Source organism: Microbacterium sp. NPDC059771 (assembly GCF_042732495.1).
Lineage (GTDB): Bacteria > Actinomycetota > Actinomycetes > Actinomycetales > Microbacteriaceae > Microbacterium > Microbacterium sufflavum.
On the sequence record NZ_JBHWHK010000001.1, the window covers coordinates 260,558 to 281,371 of the forward strand.

Sequence of the window (20,814 nt, forward strand, 5' to 3'; positions counted from 1 at the left end):
GTCAGTTCCTCTCTGCGGCCAGTGCCGCCCTGTCTTCCGCCGAGGCGGCGAGCTTTCCGAAGGCGGGGTCGCCGACGACCTCGCGGTCGACGTACACGTCTTCTCCGCGCACGAGCGTGCGCTGGATGCGGGCGCTGATGGTGCGCCCGTCGTACGGGGTCCAGCCGATCTTCGACAGCACGTCGTCGTTCGTGATGGTCCACTCGTCGGCCAGGTCGGCGATCACGATGTCGGCGTCGGCGCCGATCGTGAGGGAGCCCTTGACGCCCTCCAGGCCGAACTTCGCGGCGGGGATGTGGGCGACCATGTCGATCGCGCGCTGCAGGTCGAGCTCGCCCTTGTTCACGGCGTCGAGCATGAGCTCGTAGTAGTACTGGATGCCCGGGGTGCCCGTGTGCGAGCTCCACATCTTGGTCCAGCCGACCTCCTTCTCCTCGCGGGTGTGCGGGGCGTGGTCGCTGGCGGCGATGTCGATCGTGCCGTCCCGCATGCCCTCCCACACGGCGGTGCGGTTGTCGTCGGGCACCCAGTAGCTCAGGGCGTAGGGACCGAGGGTCTCCACGTCGTCCCACGTGGACAGGAACGGCGCCCAGTGGTTGACCTCGCACGTGACGTCGATTCCGTTCTGCTTGGCGCGGCGCACGGCCTCGATCGAGCGCCGGGTCTGGATGTGCGCGATGTGCACGGGGCAGCCGGAGGCCTCGGCGAGCCGCAGCACCACGTCGATCGCGGTGTCCCAGATCACGCCCTCGCGCGCGGCGTAGGCGGAGGCGTAGCCCTGCGGGGTGTTCTCGCCGCGGGCGAGGTAGGCGCCCTCGATGTAGTCCATGAGCGCCTGGTCGTGCGGGTGCACGATGAAGCGCTTCCCGGTCTGGGCGATGTGGTCCATGATCTCGAGCAGGTGCCCGTGGTCGTGGATGCCGGTTCCGGAGGGGTGCGGGTAGTCGCGGCCCGTGTCGACGACCATGTAGATCTTGTAGGCGCGGATGCCGAGGTCGCTCATGCCCGCGATCTCGGCGAACTTCGTCGGGGCGGGGTTGTGGTTCCAGTCGACGATCGACGACTCCTCGTAGCGCCGGAACACGTCGGTGAGGGTGGCGACGTCGGTCGTGGGCGGCTTGAGGTTGGGCATGCCGAACATCGTCGTGACACCGCCGGCCGCGGCCTGGAGGCTGGTCGTGTAGATGTCGTCCTTGTGCTCGTAGCCGGGCTCGCGGGTGTGCACGTGCACGTCGACCATGCCCGGCAGCACGAGCTTGCCGGTGGCGTCGATCGTGCGCGCGGCGTCGATGTCGGTGTCGGCCGCGACGATGCCGGCGACCCGGCCGTCCGCGACGAGCAGGTCGGCGACGACCGGTCCTGCGGGGGTGACGACGGTGCCGCCGGTGATCTTCAGATCGACGCTCATCGCGCGACCTCCTGTTCCTGAACGGATTCTGTCTGGATGGACTCGCCGATCGCGGGCGACGGCGTGGTCCGGTGGATGAGATGCGCGGGGCGCACGTGCGTGTCGAACCAGCCGACGATCACCGGGGTGGTCTGCTCCCAGTACGTGTCGTAGGCGGCGTAGTGCGTGGTGTGCCGCTGCATGATGAGCTGCTTGGGGCCGCGCGCCGCCTCGTACAGCGCCTCGGCGTGATCGGTCGGCGTGGTCGCATCGCCCTCGACGCCGATCACGAGCAGCGGCGTGGTCAGGCGGGCCGCGGCGTCGATGGGGCGGTAGGCGATGATGCCCTCGGCGCACGCGAGCGGCACCGCGGACGGGATGCGGTCGTCGACGTCGGCCTTGATGGTGGTGGCGCGGCGCTCGGCCGTGGGGATCATGATCTCCTCGCGGGGGTGCACGATGCGGCCCTCCCCCGTGGTGACGCGCCGGCGGCGGTCGTCGTCGAGCGACTTCTGGAAGTCGAGCCACTCGTACTCGCTGCGCATGCGGTGCAGCCAGTCCTCGCCGTCGGCCACGGGAACCTGGCTGACGGCGGCCTTGACGCGCGGATCGACGTCGGCGAGCAGCACCGCGTTGCCACCGCCGGTGCCGCCGGTGCCGAACACCCCGATGGCGTCGGCGATCACGTCGTCGCGCGTGGTGAGGTAGGTGACGGCGTTGACGAGGTCCTGCAGCTGCCAGGCGGGCGAGAGGTAGCCGCGGTCGCCGTCGGAGTCGCCGAAGCCGCGGTAGTCGATCACGAGCACCGCGAAGCCGGCCGCGACGAGGGCCTCGTGGTAGCGGACGTAGAGCTTGGCGTCCTTGAGGCCGAGCCAGCCGGGCCCCTGCACGATCGCGCGGTACGGGCCGTCATGGTCGGGGGTCCGCCAGATCGCGGAGATGCGGGAGCCCTCGCTGAAGAACGAGACGGGTGTGGTCTGCATGGATTCCTCTCGGCTGAACGCGGCGTCGCGATCGGGCGATGTGCGCCGCGGCGGTGGGGCTTCTTCATCATGACCCATTTTGGATCCAGAATCCAGTATTGATTGGATCCAAAATCCGAGCTAGCATGACCGCATCGCGCCGACCCGATTGGCCGGCGCCGGTGGTCCCGACCTGGACTGCGACCGCGCACACACCCGCGCCTCCCCGCCCACGTCCTCCGGAGAACCATGACCCCCACCGCCCGCGCGCTCGGCGCCACCCCCGTCCTCGCCCTCCTCCTCGCCGCGGGCCTCAGCGGCTGCGCGAGCGGCCCCGCCTCCCCCGCAGCCGCCGACGCCGACCGGCCCCGTGCGACCCTCGACAACTGCGGCACCGAGGTGACCCTCGACGGACCGCCGCAGCGCATCCTCACGGTCAAGTCCTCCACCCTCGAGCTCGCCCTGGCCCTCGGCGCGGGCGACCGCATCATCGGCTCCGCCTTCACCGACGGCCCGCTCCCCGAGGCGCTCGCGGCGGAGGCCGACGGCATCCCCACCGTGTCGGACAAGGTGCCCTCGAAGGAGGCCGTGCTCGAGCTCGAACCCGACCTGGTGTTCGCCGGATGGGAGTCGAACTTCTCGGTCGACGGCGCCGGCGAGCGCGACGACCTGCAGCAGCTGGGCATCGCCACCTACGTCGCCCCGGCGGCGTGCAAGGCGCCCGGCTACATGCCCGACCCGCTCACGTTCGACGACGTGTTCGACGGTTTCACCGAGGCGGGCGAGCTGCTCGGCGAGCAGAAGGCCGCGGCGGCCCTCGTCGCGGAACAGCGGACCGCCCTCGACGCGATCGCCCCCGACGACCGCGGGCTCTCCGCCGTCTGGTACTCGTCGGGCAGCGACCAGCCCTTCGTCGGCGCGGGCATCGGCGCCCCGCAGATGATCATGGCGGCCGCGGGGCTGGAGAACGTGTTCGCCGAGGTGCACGACACCTGGACCTCGACCTCGTGGGAGCTGATCGCGGAGGCCGACCCCGACGTGATCGTGCTGGTGGACGCCGCGTGGAACACCGCCGCGTCGAAGCAGGAGCTGCTGGCGTCGAACCCGGTGACCGCCCAGCTCGACGCCGTGCGGAACGAGCGGTACGTGGTCGTGGACTTCCCGGCGACGGAGGCCGGGATCCGCAACGTCGACGCGGTGGCCGCGATCGTCGCGCGGCTCGGAGAGCTGTGAGCGTCGCGGCGCCGCTGCGCACGGCGGCCCCGGCCGCGGTCGTCCGCCCGGCACGGCGACGGGGGCGCGCGGCCTCGGCGACCGCGGTGCTGCTGCTCGCGCTCGCGGGGTCGGTCGTGGCGGCGGTCGCCATCGGTCCCGCCGACATCACGCCGTCCGAGCTGCTGGCGAGCGCGTGGTCGCACCTGACCGGGGCCGCGAGCGGGCTGAGTCCGATCCGCGACGCGATCGTGTGGGAGGGACGGGTGCCCCGCGTGCTCACGGCCGCCGCGGTGGGTGGCGGCCTCGCGCTGTGCGGCGCGGTCATGCAGGCCCTCACCCGCAACCCCCTCGCCGACCCGTACCTGCTCGGCTTGTCGTCGGGAGCGTCCACGGGCGCCGTGATCGTGATCGTGCTCGGCGCCGCCGTGGCCCTGCCGTTCGCGGCGTTCGCCGGGGCACTGCTCGCCCTGGCGCTCACACTGGGGCTGGCCAGGGCCGCCGGCGCTTCCTCCGCGACCGCCGTGGTGCTGGCCGGGCTCGCCGTGTCGGCGGTGCTCGGCGCGCTGACCAGCCTCGTGATCTTCTGGCGCGCGACGACCGACAGCTACCGCGAGATCCTCAGCTGGCTGCTCGGCTCCCTCGGCGGCGCCGACTGGTCCTCGGTCGCGCTGGCCGGGACCGCCGCGCTCGTGTGCGCCGTGCCGCTGCTGGCGGCCGCCCGCCCGCTCGACAGCCTCGTACTCGGCGACACCGCCGCCGAGGCGCTGGGCCTGCCGGTCACCCGGCTGCGCGTGCTGCTGTTCGTCTGCACGGCACTGCTCACCGGGGCCCTGGTCGCCGTGAGCGGATCGATCGGCTTCGTCGGGCTGATCCTGCCCCACGCGGTGCGCGCGGTCGTCGGCTCACGGCACCGGGTGCTGCTGCCGGTGTCGTTCCTGGCGGGGGCCGTGTTCCTCATCTGGGCCGACACGATCGCCCGCACCGTGTTCGATCCGCGCGAACTGCCGGTCGGCATCGTCACGGCGCTGATCGGCGGGCCCGTGTTCGCCGCCCTGATGCTGCGCATGCGGAAGGCCAGGGCATGAGCGGGGCGACTGGTGGGCTGAGCGCGCCGAGCGCCGGACCCGCATCCGCTCCGCGGCAGCGCCCACGGACGGCACGCTCGTGAGCCCGGCGACCGACGGCCTCGACGCGCGGCGGCTCCGGTTCGGCCACGGCGACCGGGCGATCCTCGACGACCTGTCCCTCACGGCGCCCGGCGGTGCGGTCACGGCGCTTCTGGGCCCCAACGGCTCCGGCAAGAGCACGCTGCTGCGCCTGATCGCCGGCACCCTTCGCGGCGAGGTGGAGGCTCTCGCGCTCGACGGGGTGTCGCTGCCCGACCTGCGCCGCCGCGCCCGTGCGCAACGCGTGGCCCTGGTCGAGCAGGAGTGGTCGGCGGCCGAGGGGCTGACCGGACGCGACATCGTGGCGCTCGGGCTGCTGCCCCACCGCGGATGGCTGTCCTTCGACGGCGAGGAGGGCGACGCCGCGGCCGTGCACGACTCCCTCGTCCGCGCGGGGGCCCTGGCGGTCGCCGACCGCGACGCCGCGACGCTCTCCGGCGGCGAGCGCCAGCGCGTGAACCTCGCCAGGGCGCTCGCCCAGCGCCCGTCGCTGCTGCTGTGCGACGAGCCGACCAATCACCTCGACATCCGCGCCCAGCTCGACGCGCTCGCACTGCTCCGTCACCTCGCCGACGACGGCATGACCGTGCTCGCCGCACTGCACGACCTCAACCACGCCGCCGCCTTCGCCGACCGCATCGTGGTGATCGCGGACGGACGGGTTCAGGCCGCGGGAACCCCGGGCGACGTGCTGACGCGGGAGCTCATCGCCCGCGTCTGGCAGGTCGACGCGCAGGTGCTGTCCCGCGCGGGCAGCGGCCGCCCGCTGATCGTGTTCGACCCCGAGCCCGCCGTGCTGCGGTGACCCCGCGCGTGCGTGTGCTCAGGCGGAGCGCGGGCGGAGGACGGCCAGCGAGCGCAGGGCCCAGCCGAACAGGATCGACAGCACGCCGATACCCATCGCGAACGCCGCGACGCCGAACGACACCACGGAGGTGAACAGGGACGCCCGCAGGAACGAGGCGTTCATCAGGGTGGCCCGCACCGGGTCGTCCATCGCGAGCTCCGCGTAGGTCTTGCCGTCGGACGCCTCGAGCGCGTGGTGCTGGATGATGTCGGCCTGCACGTAGGCGGTGAGCGGTCCGGCGACCGTCTGCCCCTGGAAGGCCATCGCGTCGTCGGGGATCGTGATGTTCTCCGCCCGCAGCTGCGACGACACCATGATCCAGACGACGATGCCGGCGACGATCAGCACGATGCCGCCGACGATGCCCAGCACGCCGACGACCTTCACGATCCGTCTCCTGCCGTCGTCGGGGTGACGGACTTCGGTGGTCTCGGTCGCTTCGCTCATGGCCGCTCTCCTCGCCTCGGGACTGCGCCTCCAGGCTAGGGCCGGGGCCGCTGCGCCTCTCGCGGCACGGCCGGAAATAAGCCGGGTGATTCCCCGAGTGCCTCCCCGAGAGCGGCCGCGGCGAGGGCGGCGGCGGTGTCGAGGTCGCGCATCCACAGCGGGTGCACGGGCGCGGGCAGCCCCCGCGCCTCGAGGTCGGGCGCGAGAGGGGCGTCTTCCTCGGCGATCAGCCACGCGTCGAGCAGGCCGCCCGTGGCGCGGGGGCCGTAGTGCCGTCCGACCGCATCGGCCGTGGGGGGAAGGCCGACCGCGGCCAGGCACGCATCGGCCATGCCCCGCACGGGGGATCCCGCGATGATCGGCGACACCCCCACCACCCGACCGGGGGCCGCCCGCACGGCCGCGGCGAGCCCGGGCACGGCCAGGATGGGCCCGAGCGACACCACGGGGTTCGACGGGGCGAAGAGCACGGCATCGGCCGCGGCGATGGCCTCGACCACGCCCGGCGCCGGGGTCGCGCGCTCGATCCGCGGGTTGTCGAAGCGCTGCGCGGGGACGGTCGCCCGGTGGCGCGTCCACCACTCCTGGAAGTGCATGCGCCCGAGGGTCGTGTCCACGTGCGTGTCGACCTCGGTGTCGGTCATCGGCAGCAGCGCGACCCCGAGCGGCCAGCGCGACGCGAGCCGCGCGACGACCTCGGTCACGGTCGCGCCCTCGTGCAGCCACCCGGTGCGGGCGATGTGCGTGCCGAGGTCGAGGTCGCCGAGCGTGAACCACGGCCACCCGGCACCCCAGGCGTGCAGCTCCGCGGCGGTGCGTTCGGATTCGCCCGCCCGGCCCCAGCCCCGCGCGGTGTCGTTGACCCCGGCGAGCGCGTAGACCATCGAGTCGACGTCGGGCTGGAGTCGCAGGCCGCTCAGCCACAGGTCGTCGCCGGTGTTCGCGATCACGGTGATCCGGGCGCGCGTGCCCCCGGCGCCGTCCGGCCAGCATCGCCGTGCGGCCTCGCGCACCCCCACCGTGACTTCGCGCCGCCGACGCCCCCGGCGAGCACGACGATCCGCGGGGCGGCCTCGGGCCCGGGTTCGACGTCGGTCGAGGCGGCCGCTCCGGCGAGCGTGGCCCCGCGCGCCGACGGGGTCGCAGACGAGACGGGCTCAGCCCGCCCGGCACCGACGCCGGACGGGCCGGGGTCCTCCGGCCCGGTCATGATGCCAGCACGAGACGTGGGGCGAGGAGCGCCGCCGTGCGCGGACCGAGACCGCACCGTCGGGCGGCTCGGAGGTGATCGGCGTGGTCGAGGTCGCGGCGCAGCCCGCTCAGCACGGGGAACCCCACCTCGGCGAACCCGGCAGCGCGGTGCGCGGCGGCCGAGTCGTCGCCGAAGCAGGGCCGCAGCGGCACGTCCGCGCGGGCGGTCGCGAGCACGGCGCCGGTGCCCTCCGCGTCGGGCACGAAGGCCCGCGGGTGGGCCGAGGCGTAGTCGAGCGCCCGGGTGAGCTCGTCGGGCAGCAGGGCCGGGAGGTCGCCGAGCAGCACGGCCCGCGGGAGCCGCGTCGACGCCGCAGACACCCCCTGCGCGATCGCCGCGGTCAGCCCCTCGACGCGGTCGCGCACGATCCGCACGCGGGGCACCGGGAGCAGGGCGGCCGCGGTGACCTCGTCGCTCGTGACCACCACGACCTCCGCGACCCGCGGGCACAGCGCGGCGGCCTCGACCGTGTCGAGCGCGATCGCCCTGGCGAGCGGCTCGCGGTCGACGCCCGGGAGCCGCAGTCGCGTCTTCCCGAACTCCGCCCGCTTCACCGGGATCACGACCACCCACTCCCGCGCCGGGGCGTGCGGTGACGCCCCGGCACGCAGACCGCCCGTCATGGCCGCGCCCTCACCCGCGCAGCCGCGGCGCGATGTCGCGCTCGAACAGCTGCAGGAACCGGCGCTGGTCGTGACCGGGCGCGTGGAAGACGAGGTGGTTGAAGCCCCAGTCGATGTACTGCTGGATCTCGGCGGCGACCGCGTCGGGGTCGTTACCGACGATCCACCGCTTGGCGATGGTCTCCAGGGGCAGCGCGTCGGCGGCCTTCTCCATCTCGACCGGGTCGGTGATGTCGTGCTTCTGCTCCTTCGACAGCGACAGCGGGGACCAGAACCGGGTGTTCTCCAGCGCCGCCTCCCTGGTCTCCTCGTACGACAGCTTGATCTCGATCATGCGGTCGTACGTGTCGAAGGAGCGCTCGGACTGCTCCAGGCCCTCCTTCACGGCGGGCAGCAGCTGGTCGACGTAGAGCTCCTGGCCCTTGCCCGACGTGCAGATGAAGCCGTCGCCCGCGCGGCCGGCGTAGCGGGCGACCATCGGGCCGCCCGCGGCGATGTAGATGGGGATGCCGCCCTCGGGCCGGTCGTAGATGGAGGCGTCGTGCGTGGAGTAGTACTCGCCGTCGAAGCTCACGCGGTCGCCCGACCACAGCGCCCGCATGAGCCGCACCGACTCGCGCAGCCGGGCGTAGCGCTCCTTGAACTCGGGCCAGTCCTGCTCACCGGCGCCGCGGAACCCGGTGGCGATCTCGTTGAGCGCCTCGCCGGAGCCGACCCCCAGGATCACCCGGTCGGGGTACAGGCAGCCGAGGCTCGCGAACGCCTGGGCGAGCACCGCCGGGTTGTAGCGGAAGGTGGGGGTGAGCACGGACGTGCCGATGCGGATGCTCGACGTGCGCTCGCCGACAGCCGCCATCCAGGTGAGCGAGAACGGCGCGTGACCGCCGGTGTGCCGCCACGGCTGGAAGTGGTCGCTCGCGAACACGGACTGCATGCCGTGCGCCTCGGCCGCGACCGAGATCTCGACCAGCTCACGCGGGTCGAACTGCTCGGCGCTGGCCTTGTATCCGAGGGTCAGTGTCATGTCGCATCCTTCTGTTCGGGTGGGGAGAGTTCGGCGCGCGCGGCCGCATAGCCGTCGCGGTAGCCCTGGTCGAGCGCCTCGGCGGTGCCCAGCCAGAAGAGGTCGCGGTCGGCGCCGCGCACGATGCTCGACGCGCCGGGCAGGTCGAGCGGACCCACGAGGTCGCCGCGGCCGCGCACGACGGCGACCGGGTTCCCGCTCGCCTTGCCCTTGACGAGGTCGGCGGCGGCGGCGAGCTCGTCTGCGACGCACGGGGTCGTGACGCTGAGCACCTTGCCCGCCTGGTCGGTGGTGCCGCGGAGGTCGGCGACCATGTGCACGCCGCCGCCGCCGATCGCGACGTCGGTCTGTCCTTCGCGCCAGGGCCGCCCGAGGGTGTCGCTGAGGAGCACACCGACCTCGGCCCCGGTCGCGTCGCGGAGCCCCGCGGCGAGCGCACGGGCGGAGCGGTCGGGGTCTTCGGGGAGCAGCAGCACCCAGCCGTCGGGGGTGTTGCTGGCGTCGACGCCCGCGGCCGCGGCGACCATGCCGAGGCGGTTCTCGACGATCCGCATGGTGTGCCCGTCGTGGGTGCGGGAGGCGACGAGGCGCACGGTCTCCGCGGTGATCGCGGCCTCCCGGTCGGCGGCCTGCACGTAGCGCCCCTCCGCCTTGGACACGATCTTCGACGTGACGACGAGGATGTCGCCGTGCAGCAGTTCCACGCCCGTGGCGAGGATGAGCCCGACCAGGTCGTCGCCCGGGCGCACCTCGCCCATGCCGGGGAGGGCGAACACGTGCAGGCCGGGGGCGATCATGCGCGCACCTTCGGCAGCACGTCGCGCCCGAAGACCTCGAGCCACTCCCGCTGGTTCGGTCCGACGTTGTGCAGATAGATATGCGTGAAGCCGAGGTCGGCGTAGCGCTGGATCTGCGCGCGATGCACGTCGGGGTCGGCGGAGATCAGCATCGACGCGCGCATGTCGTCGGGAGTCACGCCGCGCACGAGCTGCTCGAAGTCGTAGGGCGAGCGCACGTCGCCTCGCCGCATGCGCAGCGCCGCGACGGGCCACTCGGCGTGGGCCTGGGCGAGCGCCTGCTCCTCCGTCGGCGCCCACGACAGCGGCAGCTGGAGCACGCGCGGCAGGGTGTCGGCGTCGCGCCCGGCCTCCCTCGCGCCCTCCGCGAAGCGTGCCAGCAGCGGGGCGAGGCGCTCGACCTCGGCCGCGACCGTGATGAGGCCGTCGGCGTTGCGGCCGGCGCGGCGCGCGGTGACGGGGCCCGCCGTGGCGACGAACACCGGGGGCGCGGCCGGGGGCATGGTCCACAGCCGGGTGGACTCCATGCGGAAGTGCTCGCCGCGGTGGCGGGTGTCGCGGCCCGCGAGCGAGGCGGTGAAGAGCTTGCGGATGATGTCGACGGCCTCGAACATGCGGTCGATGCGCTCGGCGGGCTCGGGCCAGTAGCCGCCCGTGATGTGCTCGTTCAGCGCGTCGCCGGAACCGACCCCGAGCCACGCGCGGCCGGGGTACAGGGTGGCCAGCGTGGCGGCGGCCTGCGCGACCACGGCCGGGTGCGTGCGGAACCCGGGGGTCGTGACGCCGGGACCCAGGTCGCCCGTGGTGTGCGCGCCGATCGCGCCGAGCATGGTCCACACGTGCGCGGAGGCCCGGTGTCGCGGGAGCCACGGCTGGAAGTGGTCCGTGGCCATGATGCCGCGGAACCCGTGGGCCTCGGCGGCGATGCAGTTCTCGATGACGGCGGAGGGCTGGACCTGCTCCAGCATCGCGGCGTACCCGATGTGCATGGCCCCTCCTCTCGCGTCGTCGCTGTCTCCATTGAATGGATACTGGATCCAAAAGTCAAGCGGCTAGCTGTGCGATTGAGATTTGTTGCTCCCGGGGTCGGCGCCATGCGTTTGGCGTCGAGCACAAAAGCGTGGGTGGCGTGCCTGAACACACCACCCACACCCTCGTCATTCGTTGACCGAACTACGGCCCCTCATCCAACGCGCCTCCATTCGCACGATGCCGAGTTCGTCGCTGGATGAAACGAACAACGCCGCGCACGAGAATGAAGGCGACAGCGAGAATCGCCGCGACGACCAGCAAGCTGATGATGAGCCCCGACCAGCTGAAAAGTGACGCGTCCATCTTCGTACTCCTTACGGCAGCGCAAACGACCCGGAGGTGGTGTACACGTAAGACCGACAATCCATCTGCATGTACGCTACTGCGCCCGTCACTCTTCCGTTCCGGGAGAACGACCAACCACTCGCCCCGCTTGGTGAGGTGGCGCTGTAAGACTTCGAGTAGATCAGTCCGACAAACGGCCAAGCAGCCACCGCCCCGAATGCATCTGCCTTCACCGAACTCGTGATCTTGGTCAGCGCTTTGCCACCCGTGCGCTTGGTCGTCCACGAAACGCCCCAGTTGGCATCCACGAGATTGATACCACCAGTAATGCGGCCACTAGCGTTCGCTGTGGCGCCAGCCCCCGATCTTGTCACGTTGAACGATTGATTGAGGTTGTACAACGCAGCGGGGACGATGCGGGCTTCGGCACCGCCGTATGCCGCAGCCTCGATCGCGGGTGAACTGGCACTTGCGGGAGGCTCCGCGTCTATCAAGTACGCGCGCATGAACTCAAGGTCCTCAGCGCTCAGTGGCTGTCCCACTGAATAGTGGTCGGCTAGTGCATCTTTTCGTTCCTCAACTTCCGCCCTCGACAACGCCGTGTTCTCGTCGAACGTCACGTCGGTCTGGTCGATAGGAGTCGTGTTCTCCTCATAGGCTTCGGCGGCTTCACCCGTCAGAGTCGAGGCCTCACCGCCGGCTGATACGGCCTCTATGCCGCTCGAGGCCTCGGACGTCAGAGTCCCGTTGAGGGTCGAAGCCGGCCGGGCCGAAGCGGAGCCAGCGATGTAGCCCAGCGACCCGGTCGCGAGCAGGCTCACCGCCACACACGCGCCAAGCGCAATCCGCCGATTCTGATGTACACGCACAGTTTCTCCATCCATCGCGCTCACCGTGAGCAGCCGACCCGCCGCAGCTCAAGCTATGACGCGCATTCGAACCTGTCTGTCCGCCGTTCGGGGGACTCGGCTTCAGGAGAGGCTGACGCCGCAGAGAGTTCCCCGTCAAACCGCAGGAGCTCGTCGATGCAGGCTCAGCAGTATTCCGGCACTAAGCACGAACTCGATGCCCGGAAGGCCGGGCCGATACGCGGCCGCGGTACTCGACCCGTCCTCTTTCGGAGTCACGCCCTCCGCCATCCGAGGAGGGCGGCAAGACCGATCGTCCAGGAGACAGCCGACGCGACCGACCCGCCTGTACCGCCCACTCAGCGGCGACGGCGCTGCACGGCGAGGGTCACGGTGGCGGAGTCGGCGGGGGCGGGCGCCGCGGCGGCGAGGTCGGGGAGGCCGGCGGCGACGGTCTTGCGCGTGCGACCGATCGCGCGGCGCGACAGCACCCACTGCAGGCCGTAGCCGATCGCGAACACCATGAGGGTGAAGATCAGCGCCATCGCGGCACCCTGATCGGGTGCGTAGAGCTGCGCGGACCGCGGGTTGATCATGGCGTAGATGTACATCGACAGCGGACGAGACGACGGCGTCGCCAGGAACGCCGGCAGCGTGAACTCGTTCGTGCCGAGGATGAACATCTGGATCCACACGGCCATCACGGTCGGCATCAGCAGCGGCGCGATGATGCGGCGGAACCCCTGGAACCTGCTGGCCCCGCTGGTGAGCGCCGCCTCCTCCAGCTCGGGCCTGATCTGCAGCGTCGCACTGTACGACGAGCGGTACGCGATCGACACCCGGTACGAGTAGGCGATCACGAGCGCGAACAGCGTCCCGGCGAGCGGGATGTAGGGGTTCAGCACCATGAAGGTGAGGAACATCGCGAAGCCGGCGATGGTCGCGGGGATCGCGACCGACGACGACGCGAACAGGTCGAGCGCCTTCACCCACCCGGTCTTCTTGCTGCGGGCGATGCCGTACGCGAGCACGGTCGCGAAGACCACCGCGATCGTGGCGCTCCCGCCCGCGATGAGCACCGTGCGCCCGAGCGACACCCAGAACTCGGAGTCGGCGAGCACCACCCCGAACGCCCCGAAGTCGGTGCGGCTCAGCATCGCGTCGATCGAGAACGCCACCGGGTACGGGGTGATCGCCGCCCACAGCAGCGCGAGCAGCGGCAGCACCGCGGTCAGCAGCACGAACACGGCCACCAGCACCATGACCGGGATCTTCCACGGCCCCATCCGCATGGTCGACGGCCGGAAGCCCTTGCCCGACACGGAGGCGCGGCGCTCCGCGTTCCTGGTCGCCCTCAGGTACACCGCGAACGCGATCGTGGTGATCACCAGGAACACCAGGCCCCACGCGGCGGCGAGGCCGTACTGCGGCAGCTCCCCCGCGTTCGAGCTGATCAGCGTCCACAGCTTCAGGGCGAAGATGCTGCGCCCCGACTCCTGGCCGAACAGCAGCGGCACCTCCAGGCTGCCGAGGCCGAGGATGAACGTCAGCACCGTGACCCCGAGCAGCCCGGGCCACAGCATCGGCAGCGTCACCCGCCGCAGGGTCTGCGGCCATGACGCGCCCGACACCCGCGCCGACTCCTCGAGCGACCCGTCCATGTTCGTCAGGATCGGCACGATCATCAGGTACGGGAAGGTCACGTTGGTGAGCGCCTGGATGACGATCATCGTCGGGAACGCATACGGGTCGATCGGCACGTCGCTCGCGAACGGCAGCAGCCGCAGCAGCTGGTTCAGCACACCCGACTCGGGCGACAGCATCAGCAGATACGCCTGCGCCTTCACGATCGGCGGGATGATGTACGGCACGATCACGAGCACCGAGATGAGCCGGCGCCACGGGGCGTCGGTGCGGACGGTGACCCAGGCCAGGCCGAACGCCATCAGCAGCGTGAGCAGGGTCGAGCCGCCGACGAAGGCCCCGGTCGCGCCGAGCACGCCCCAGAAGTCCTCGCGCAGCTGCCACAGGGTGACGAAGTTCTCGACGCCCCACCGGGCGGACGAGACCCCGAAGGGCAGGAACGGACCACGGAACGCGGTGATCACCTGAACGATCAGCGGCACCGCGAGCAGGAGGAAGATGACGATCCCGGAGACGACCATCGCGATCGTCATCGAGGTGGGACGCCGGCGTCCCGTGGTCCGTCGTGCCTGGAACATGGTTATCCGTTCAGCGCCTTGTCGGCCGCGTTGATCATCGCCTGCCAGTCGTCGCGGGTGTCCTGCGTCTCGGTCTCGGCACCGCTGTCGAGGCCGAGCAGAAGCGCATCGGCGTTCGTCTTCATGAGGCCCGTGGCCTCGCCGAAGGTCGCGGCGGGGAGCCCGGCGAACGGCACCTGCGTGCTGGCGAAGCGCTCGTCGGTCATGCGCAGGTGGATCCAGTCGGGGTCGAACGCGTTCCACAGGGTCCACAGCGCGGCGCCCGGCTTGTTCTTCGCATCGGAGTTGACGCCCGAGAACTGCGCCCACACCCCGGAGTGCTCGAACGGCGCCACCTGCAGCGACGGGTTCGGGTTGAACAGGGTCTGGTTGAGCGCGACCGGCACGTCTCCGCTCGACAGCGGGGCACCCTGGTCTTCGAGCAGCTTCATGGTGCCGGACGACATCAGCTCGTCGATCAGGTCGAGCATCGCGTCTTCGCCCTCGGCCATGCCGTAGCCCGCGAAGACCACCGCGTTGTAGCCGGCGACCGACACCTTGCCGGTGTACTCGGGGGCGAGCAGGCCGTCGAGCGACGCCGGGACCTCCGCGATCTTGTCGGTGTTGTACTGCAGCAGCGACCCGTTGATGCTGTCGGGCATGAGCTCGGGGGCACCGAGGGTGAGGTACTCCTCCGGCACGCCGAAGCTCTGCCAGTCGACCTTCTCCCAGAAGCCCTCGTCGTACATCGCGGCCATCGAGGTGATCGAGCCGGAGACGACGTCGGTGTTGCGCGACCCGGTGGCCTTGGCCGAGATGATCGCCGACGACAGGTTGTAGGTGAGGCCCCGCGTCTCGACCTTGATGTCGGGGAAGCGCTCGTTGAACTGGGCGATCACGTCGGGCGACAGCTCGTACCAGTCCCAGATGACCAGGGTGCCGCCGTCCTCCTCCTTCGCCTGCTCGTAGAGGGCGTCGAGCTGCTTGTCGATCTCGGGCCAGTAGTCGTCGTAGAAGTTCTCGCAGCGCGTGATGGCTCCGACGTCGACCGCGTCGCACGTGGCCGCGGCGGCGTCGCCCTTCAGCGAGCTCTCGCCGTCGCCCGCCTCGGCCTGCGTGCCGCAGCCGCTCAGGGCGAGTGCGACGACCGCCGCTCCGGCGACGGCTCCCAGTGTTCTCTTCATGATCCGAATGTCCTCTCTGACATCAGGTGCGTGATCTCGGGTGTGGTGCGGGTTGCGTCATGCGGCCAGCACGCGGCAGGCGTGCGGGACCAGTTCGAGGAAGACCCTGCCGCCCTCGGGGGGTGTCGCCAGCGGAGCTCCGCGGCCGACGATCGTGCCGACCGTCTCGCCACCGGCGAGCACCTCGGCCTCGTACTCGACGATCTCGCCGAGGAACTCCACCCGCACGATGCGCACGGGAACGACGTTGGGGCGCTCGACCGCGGTCTCATGCCAGCGCACCGCCTCGGGCCGCAGCGTCAGCGTGACCTCGTCGCCCGCCGTGACCCCGTCGGGGACGGGCGTGTGCAGCCGGGTGCCGAGCGCCTCGACCACCGCGTCACCGCTGCCGTCGCGGTCGACCACACGGGCGGGCACCATGTTCACGCGGCCGACGAAGTCCGCCACGAAGCGGTCGGCCGGCTGGTCGTAGAGCTCGCGCGGGGCAGCCTCCTGCACCATGCGGCCGCCGTTCATCACGGCCGCCCGGTCGGACATCGACAGCGCCTCGGACTGGTCGTGGGTGACGTAGAGGGCGCTGATGCCGAGGCTGCGCTGCAGGCTGCGCAGCTCGTTGCGCATGGTGTCGCGCAGCTTCGCGTCGAGGTTGGACAGCGGCTCGTCCAGCAGCAGCAGCCGCGGACGGTGCGCGAGCGCGCGGGCGAGGGCGAGTCGCTGCTGCTGCCCGCCCGACAGCGCGGTGGCGGGGCGCTGCGCGAGGTGGTCGAGCTGCACGAGTTCCAGTGCCTCCATCGCGCGCTTCTTCGCCTCCTGCTTCGGCAGCCGGGAGCCGGCGACCTGGAGGGGGAAGATCGCGTTGGCGAACACGGTCATGTGCGGCCAGATGGCGTAGTTCTGGAAGACCATGCCGATGTCGCGCTTGTCGGGCGACACGTGCTGGGTGCCGGTGGACAGCACGCCCCCGTCGAGCGAGATGACTCCGCCGTTGCTGCGCTCGAGCCCGGCGACGCAGCGCAGGGTCGTGGTCTTGCCGCAGCCCGACGGCCCGAGGAGGGAGTAGAACGTGCCGGGCTCGATCGTGAACGTGACGTCTTTCACGACGGGCACGGCCGCGCCGTCGAGCTCGTAGTCCTTCTTCAGGGCGTCGACGACGAGTCGTCCGCCCCCGGCGTTCGCGGTCATCGGCGTCCTCTCCCGGGCCTCTGTTCTGGATTCTGGATCCACAATCGTCGCTGCCATCATCGTCCCTCTCCCGTCGTCGCCGCCACCGGCTGCGGGGCGGCGGGTGCACCCCACGGCCGCGGCCTCACGAAGAACAGCACCACGAGCGCGCACACCCCGAAGGCCACGGCCGACAGCAGCAGCGACTGCGACATCGCCCGCGCCAGCCCCGCGCCGTCCTCGTCAGACAGCACACTGCCGGGGTGGATCGCACCGGGCACGAACCCGCGGATCTGCGCCGCCAGGGTCACGTTCATCAGCACGGCCAGCAGGGCGGAACCGATGACGGAGCCCATCTGCCGCGTCGTCGAGTAGACCCCGGAGCCCGCCCCGGCCTGCGTGTGCGGCAGGTTGCGCGTGGCGGTCGAGGCCAGCGGCCCGAACATGCCAGACACCCCGACCCCGAGCAGCGCCGACGGCAGCAGCAGCAGCCAGAACGGCGCATCGAGCGTCATGGTCGCGGCGTACCAGGCCATCGCGACCGCCGAGATCGTGAACGCGGCGAAGGTCACCCAGCGCGGTCCGACCCGGTCGCTGAGCTTTCCGACGAACGGCCCGAGCACCCCGGACACCACCGCCATCGGCGCGAGCATGAGGGCCGCGAGCGTGGGGTCGAGGCCCCGGGCGACCTGGAAGTAGAAGGCGAGCGGCACGGGCATCGCGGTGATGCCGACCCCCACCAGGAAGATCGTGGCGTTCGCGACGGAGAAGTTGCGGTCGCGGAACAGGGCCAGCGGCATGAGCGGCTCGGCGCGGCTAACGCGCTGCCACACCACGAACAGCACCAGCAGCACGACGCCCGCGGCGATCAGCCCCCACACCGTGACCGGACCGGCGATCACACCCCAGTCGTACACCTCCCCCTCCTGGAGTCCGAAGACCAGGAGGAAGAGCCCGGCACCCGAGAGGATCACGCCGAGCAGGTCGAACCGATGGGGGTGGCCGTCCAGATCCGGCACCAGCCGCCACGCGACGACGAACGCCACCACGCCGACCGGGACGTTCACGAAGAAGATCCACTCCCAGCCGACCGTGTCGGTGAGCACGCCGCCCAGGATCGGCCCGACGAGCGTCGCGAGGCCGCCCACGGCACCCCACGCCCCCATCGCCTGGCCCCGGCCGCGCGGCGGGAAGACGCGGGCGATGATCGCCATCGTCTGCGGCGTCATCAGCGCGGCGCCGAAGCCCTGCACGGCCCGCGCCGCGATCAGCATCTCGATGCTGCCGGACAGGCCGCACGCGAGGGAGGCGAGGGTGAACAGCACGAGTCCCGCGAGGTACACCCGCTTGGGGCCGAACCGATCGCCGAGGCGGCCCGTGATCAGCAGCGGCACCGCGTAGGCGAGCAGGTACGCGCTGGTCACCCAGATCACCGTCGTGAGGTCGGCGTCGAACGCCGCGAGGATGACCGGGTTGGCGATCGCCACGATCGTCGTGTCCACGAGGATCATGAAGAAGCCGATGCACAGGGCCCACAGGGCGGGCCACGGCCGGACTGTCTGCGTCATGAGCTGCTTTCGGGTGGGGCGTCACGGGGGGCGGGTGGTCCGGGGTCCGTCCTGTTCGCCCCCGAGTGCAGGACGGACGCCGGAGTTCCGGGGGCCGGGGTCAGCCGTCGGCGGAGGGGATCCCGGTGACGGGCTCCCCCAGCAGCGGCGTCGACACGGCGTAGATGCCGTGGTTCGCGAACAGCCAGATGAGGTTGCGGTCCCACTCGACGAAGATGCCGTGCACGGGTGCGGCGAGATCGTCGTCGTCCTTCAGTCCCATCGGCGGCACGAAGTAGGCGCCCACCTTGGGGTCCTCGGGGTCGCGCACGTCGAAGATCTGCAGACCGGCGGCGTAGAACGCGTACGGGATGACCCCGCCGTGCGGCGTGCCGGTGTTGGTGAAGTAGCCGGAGCGCTTGGGGCCGAACGAGCCGCGGCGCTGCGCCCAGTCGGTGAAGGCCGCCTCCGCGGGCGGCGTGGGCCGGGGCAGCGTGCGCACGACCCGCGGGTTCGTCGGGTCGCTCACGTCGATCTGGTAGATCTCCTTGGCGGGCTCGTAGCAGTCGGTGTTCATCGGATAGCCGGAGACGTAGACGTACCCGGTCTCCTCGACCTGGGTGGTGTCGACGTTGTCGCCCTCGGTGCCGGCGACGCTCGTCGGCAGCGGGCACCAGCCCACGTGGTGGATGTCCGTCGGGTCGGAGACGTCGAGCACGAAGAAGCCCTGGCCGCCCTGCGCCGCGTAGCCGTACTTCCAGCCCGACTCGACCGAGCGGGGCAGGAACACGCCCATGCGCGAGCCGAACCAGGAGGTCTTGTTGTTCCAGCGGTCGTTGTCGGCCAGGTACGGGGAGTCGTCCTCCTCGCCGGCACGCGAGCCGGGCACCCACCAGGTCGACAGCAGCTCGGGCTTCGCGGGGTCGGACACGTCGTAGGCCGCGTGGCCCGCGGTCCACAGCGTGGTGCGGTACGGCTGGTTGGTGAAGGTGTTGTCGGGCGCGGTGGCCACGAACAGGTACTTGTCGCCGTAGTACACCGGGAGGTCGAGCACGCCGTTGCCCTCCTGGATCTCGCCGGGCGAGTGGTTCGGGTCGGTCGACACCTCGGTGAGCAGGGTCCACTCGCGCGGGCTCGGGCCGTCCATCCGCCAGGTGCGGAAGCCCCGCAGGCCCTCCCACTCCTTCAGCTGCCCCTCGACCGTGTCGTCGAGCCACTTGTTGGCGACACGCCCCTGGAGGAAGTACCGCGGGGTCTCGCTCGCCTGGATCGCGATGTACGCGCCGAGCTCCTGGTTCCACTGCACGGTGGTCGCGCCGAACTGCGGGCGGGGGTCGCCCCAGCCCCACTGCTCCTCGTCGACGATCGTGAGGTCGCGCGGGTCGGTGATGTCGTACAGCTTCCAGTGGTTGCCGCCGCCGTAGTGCAGCATCAGCCGCCGCCCGTCCCAGTCGTAGATGCACTGCCACGAATGGCTCGTGTTCACCACGATCGGGTAGAACGCCTCGGCCTTCGCGTTGAGCGTGTAGGTCTCCGGGTCGCGGTAGTCGAGCTGACCGGGCCAGTCGACGAACACGTCGCGCGGGACGGAGGGGGTGTGGGCGGGCGGCAGGAACGTGCCGTCGGGCTGCATGCCCCACGTGGAGGGGTCGGGATCGGCCGGTTCTCCGGCGACGCGCTCGAAGTCCTCCGGACGGTACTTCTTCGCATCGGGCACGTAGGGAGAGCCGGCCATGTCGCCTCCATTGGCTGAATCGGGTGGGATCGTCACGACGTCGTGTCGTCCCCCTCAGATTCACCCGGTGCCGCGATGCTGTCCAATATCCATACGGGTCAGAGCCATGACCATCCGGGCATATCAGCCGAGCGGTCGCGGCTCCCCCTCCGTGTACTCGCTTTCCAGGGCCGCGAGCCGCGCGCCCTCCTCGCGCAGGTGCGTCAGCAGGGCGGTCGCGGCGGGCGAGGGCGCCCGGTCCTTGGGCAGCGTGACGCCGACCGAACGCCGGATCGAGCTGAGCGGCGTGGGCAGGATCCGCAGCTCGCGGTCGTCGACCGCGATGAACATCGGCAGCGCCGCGATCACGTCGGTCGAGATCAGCAGCGTGCGCAGCGTCAGCATCGACGTGCACTCCACGCGGTCGGGAGGCAGGGGCAGCCCCTCGTGGAAGAACACCGCCTCCAGCTCCGCGCGCAGGGCGGTCTGGGCCACGGGGAAGATCCACGGGTAGGAGATGAGCTCCGCGAGCGAATGCGCCTTGGCACCACCGAGCACCGGATGCCCGGCCCGCGCGACCAGGCGGATCGGCTCGAGGTGCAGCCGCTCCTGCTCCAGTCGCACCGGCACCGTGGGCGACAGCCGCCCCACCGTGAGGTCGAGGTCGCCCGCGAGCAGCAGCTGCTGCAGGGTGTCGGGCGTGCCCTCGCGCACCACCACCGTGAGCCGGGGATGCTCGGCCTTCAGCCCCGCGATCGCCCGCGGCAGCAGCAGGTTCGACCCCGCCAGGTGCGTGCCGACCGTGACCGTGCCCAGCTGCCCGGACTGCAGCAGCCGCACCTCCTCCCCCGCCGCCCGCAGCTCGGCGAGCACGGACCGGGCCCGCTCGATGAACGCGTGCCCGTACGGCGTCGGTCTAACCCCGCGCGGCAGGCGCTCGAACAGTGCGACCCCGAGCACCTCCTCCACCTCGCGCAGTCCGCGCGTGACGACGGGCTGGGTGATGTGCAGCGACTCGGCCGCGCGCACGAGCGTGCCCTCGTCGGCGATGGCGGTGATGAGGACGAGGTGCCGGATCTTGACCCGGCCGTCGAGCAGTCGATCGGTGACCATGAGCGGGAC

18 protein-coding genes are annotated in these 20,814 nt (G+C 71.3%); 3 read left to right on the forward strand and 15 right to left on the reverse strand.

Going from position 1 to position 20,814, the window contains the following annotated elements:
* Nucleotide 1: 1 nt before the first annotated feature.
* Entirely contained in the window at nt 2-1,408 is a 1,407-nt protein-coding gene (locus ACFV3I_RS01280) for a dihydroorotase family protein (RefSeq protein WP_136035177.1), read from the reverse strand.
* Nucleotides 1,405-2,370: an alpha/beta hydrolase gene (locus tag ACFV3I_RS01285; RefSeq protein ID WP_136035178.1), complete on the reverse strand. Its 966-nt coding sequence runs from the start codon at nt 2,368-2,370 to the stop codon at nt 1,405-1,407. Before ACFV3I_RS01285 ends, ACFV3I_RS01280 begins: the two co-directional genes overlap by 4 nt.
* A gap of 228 nt (nt 2,371-2,598) precedes the next feature.
* Between ACFV3I_RS01285 and ACFV3I_RS01290 the strand changes: the two genes are divergently transcribed.
* From ACFV3I_RS01290 to ACFV3I_RS01300, 3 genes are all read left to right on the forward strand, one after another.
* Nucleotides 2,599-3,582 (forward strand): putative F420-0 ABC transporter substrate-binding protein, encoded by a 984-nt coding sequence (locus tag ACFV3I_RS01290; protein ID WP_378822199.1) that lies wholly within the window; start codon nt 2,599-2,601, stop codon nt 3,580-3,582.
* On the forward strand, nt 3,579-4,649 hold the full coding sequence (locus ACFV3I_RS01295) for a putative F420-0 ABC transporter permease subunit (RefSeq protein ID WP_378822200.1): 1,071 nt from the start codon (nt 3,579-3,581) through the stop codon (nt 4,647-4,649). The genes ACFV3I_RS01290 and ACFV3I_RS01295 overlap by 4 nt, the downstream gene beginning before the upstream one ends.
* 79 nt (nt 4,650-4,728) lie before the next feature.
* Nucleotides 4,729-5,535 (forward strand): ABC transporter ATP-binding protein, encoded by an 807-nt coding sequence (locus ACFV3I_RS01300; RefSeq protein WP_378822201.1) that lies wholly within the window; start codon nt 4,729-4,731, stop codon nt 5,533-5,535.
* 18 nt (nt 5,536-5,553) lie between these two features.
* On the opposite strand, the gene ACFV3I_RS01305 is transcribed toward ACFV3I_RS01300, so the two are convergent.
* The 13 genes from ACFV3I_RS01305 to ACFV3I_RS01365 form a co-directional block, all read right to left on the reverse strand.
* A complete protein-coding gene (locus tag ACFV3I_RS01305) occupies nt 5,554-6,024 on the reverse strand; it encodes an aromatic ring-opening dioxygenase LigA (RefSeq protein WP_136033914.1) in 471 nt (156 codons plus the stop codon).
* 35 nt (nt 6,025-6,059) lie between these two features.
* Nucleotides 6,060-7,043, reverse strand: coding sequence for a 2-phospho-L-lactate transferase (gene cofD / locus ACFV3I_RS01310; protein WP_378822202.1), 984 nt, complete (start codon nt 7,041-7,043; stop codon nt 6,060-6,062).
* 187 nt (nt 7,044-7,230) lie between these two features.
* Nucleotides 7,231-7,899, reverse strand: coding sequence for a 2-phospho-L-lactate guanylyltransferase (gene cofC, locus ACFV3I_RS01315; protein ID WP_378822203.1), 669 nt, complete (start codon nt 7,897-7,899; stop codon nt 7,231-7,233).
* Between the two features lie 10 nt (nt 7,900-7,909).
* A complete protein-coding gene (fgd, locus tag ACFV3I_RS01320; RefSeq protein ID WP_378803035.1) occupies nt 7,910-8,923 on the reverse strand; it encodes a glucose-6-phosphate dehydrogenase (coenzyme-F420) in 1,014 nt (337 codons plus the stop codon).
* Nucleotides 8,920-9,720, reverse strand: a complete 801-nt coding sequence (cofE, locus tag ACFV3I_RS01325; protein WP_378822204.1) for a coenzyme F420-0:L-glutamate ligase — start codon at nt 9,718-9,720, stop codon at nt 8,920-8,922. The genes fgd and cofE overlap by 4 nt, the downstream gene beginning before the upstream one ends.
* A complete protein-coding gene (locus ACFV3I_RS01330) occupies nt 9,717-10,709 on the reverse strand; it encodes a TIGR03557 family F420-dependent LLM class oxidoreductase (RefSeq protein ID WP_378822205.1) in 993 nt (330 codons plus the stop codon). Before ACFV3I_RS01330 ends, cofE begins: the two co-directional genes overlap by 4 nt.
* A gap of 357 nt (nt 10,710-11,066) precedes the next feature.
* Entirely contained in the window at nt 11,067-11,930 is an 864-nt protein-coding gene (locus ACFV3I_RS01335) for a hypothetical protein (protein ID WP_378822206.1), read from the reverse strand.
* Nucleotides 11,931-12,244: 314 nt separating this feature from the next.
* The gene (locus tag ACFV3I_RS01340; protein ID WP_378822207.1) at nt 12,245-14,107 is read right to left on the reverse strand and encodes an ABC transporter permease; all 1,863 of its coding nucleotides are present in this window, start codon (nt 14,105-14,107) and stop codon (nt 12,245-12,247) included.
* 2 nt (nt 14,108-14,109) lie between these two features.
* Complete coding sequence (locus tag ACFV3I_RS01345) at nt 14,110-15,270, reverse strand: ABC transporter substrate-binding protein (protein WP_136035839.1); 1,161 nt, start codon at nt 15,268-15,270, stop codon at nt 14,110-14,112.
* A gap of 57 nt (nt 15,271-15,327) precedes the next feature.
* Entirely contained in the window at nt 15,328-16,452 is a 1,125-nt protein-coding gene (locus ACFV3I_RS01350) for an ABC transporter ATP-binding protein (RefSeq protein ID WP_378822208.1), read from the reverse strand.
* A gap of 56 nt (nt 16,453-16,508) precedes the next feature.
* Nucleotides 16,509-17,999 carry a DHA2 family efflux MFS transporter permease subunit gene (locus ACFV3I_RS01355; RefSeq protein WP_247638004.1) on the reverse strand — a complete coding sequence of 497 codons (1,491 nt, stop codon included), beginning with the start codon at nt 17,997-17,999 and terminating at the stop codon, nt 16,509-16,511.
* Between the two features lie 100 nt (nt 18,000-18,099).
* Nucleotides 18,100-19,713, reverse strand: coding sequence for a hypothetical protein (locus ACFV3I_RS01360; protein WP_206252196.1), 1,614 nt, complete (start codon nt 19,711-19,713; stop codon nt 18,100-18,102).
* A gap of 123 nt (nt 19,714-19,836) precedes the next feature.
* The gene (locus tag ACFV3I_RS01365) at nt 19,837-20,805 is read right to left on the reverse strand and encodes a LysR substrate-binding domain-containing protein (protein ID WP_136033891.1); all 969 of its coding nucleotides are present in this window, start codon (nt 20,803-20,805) and stop codon (nt 19,837-19,839) included.
* Nucleotides 20,806-20,814: the final 9 nt, after the last annotated feature.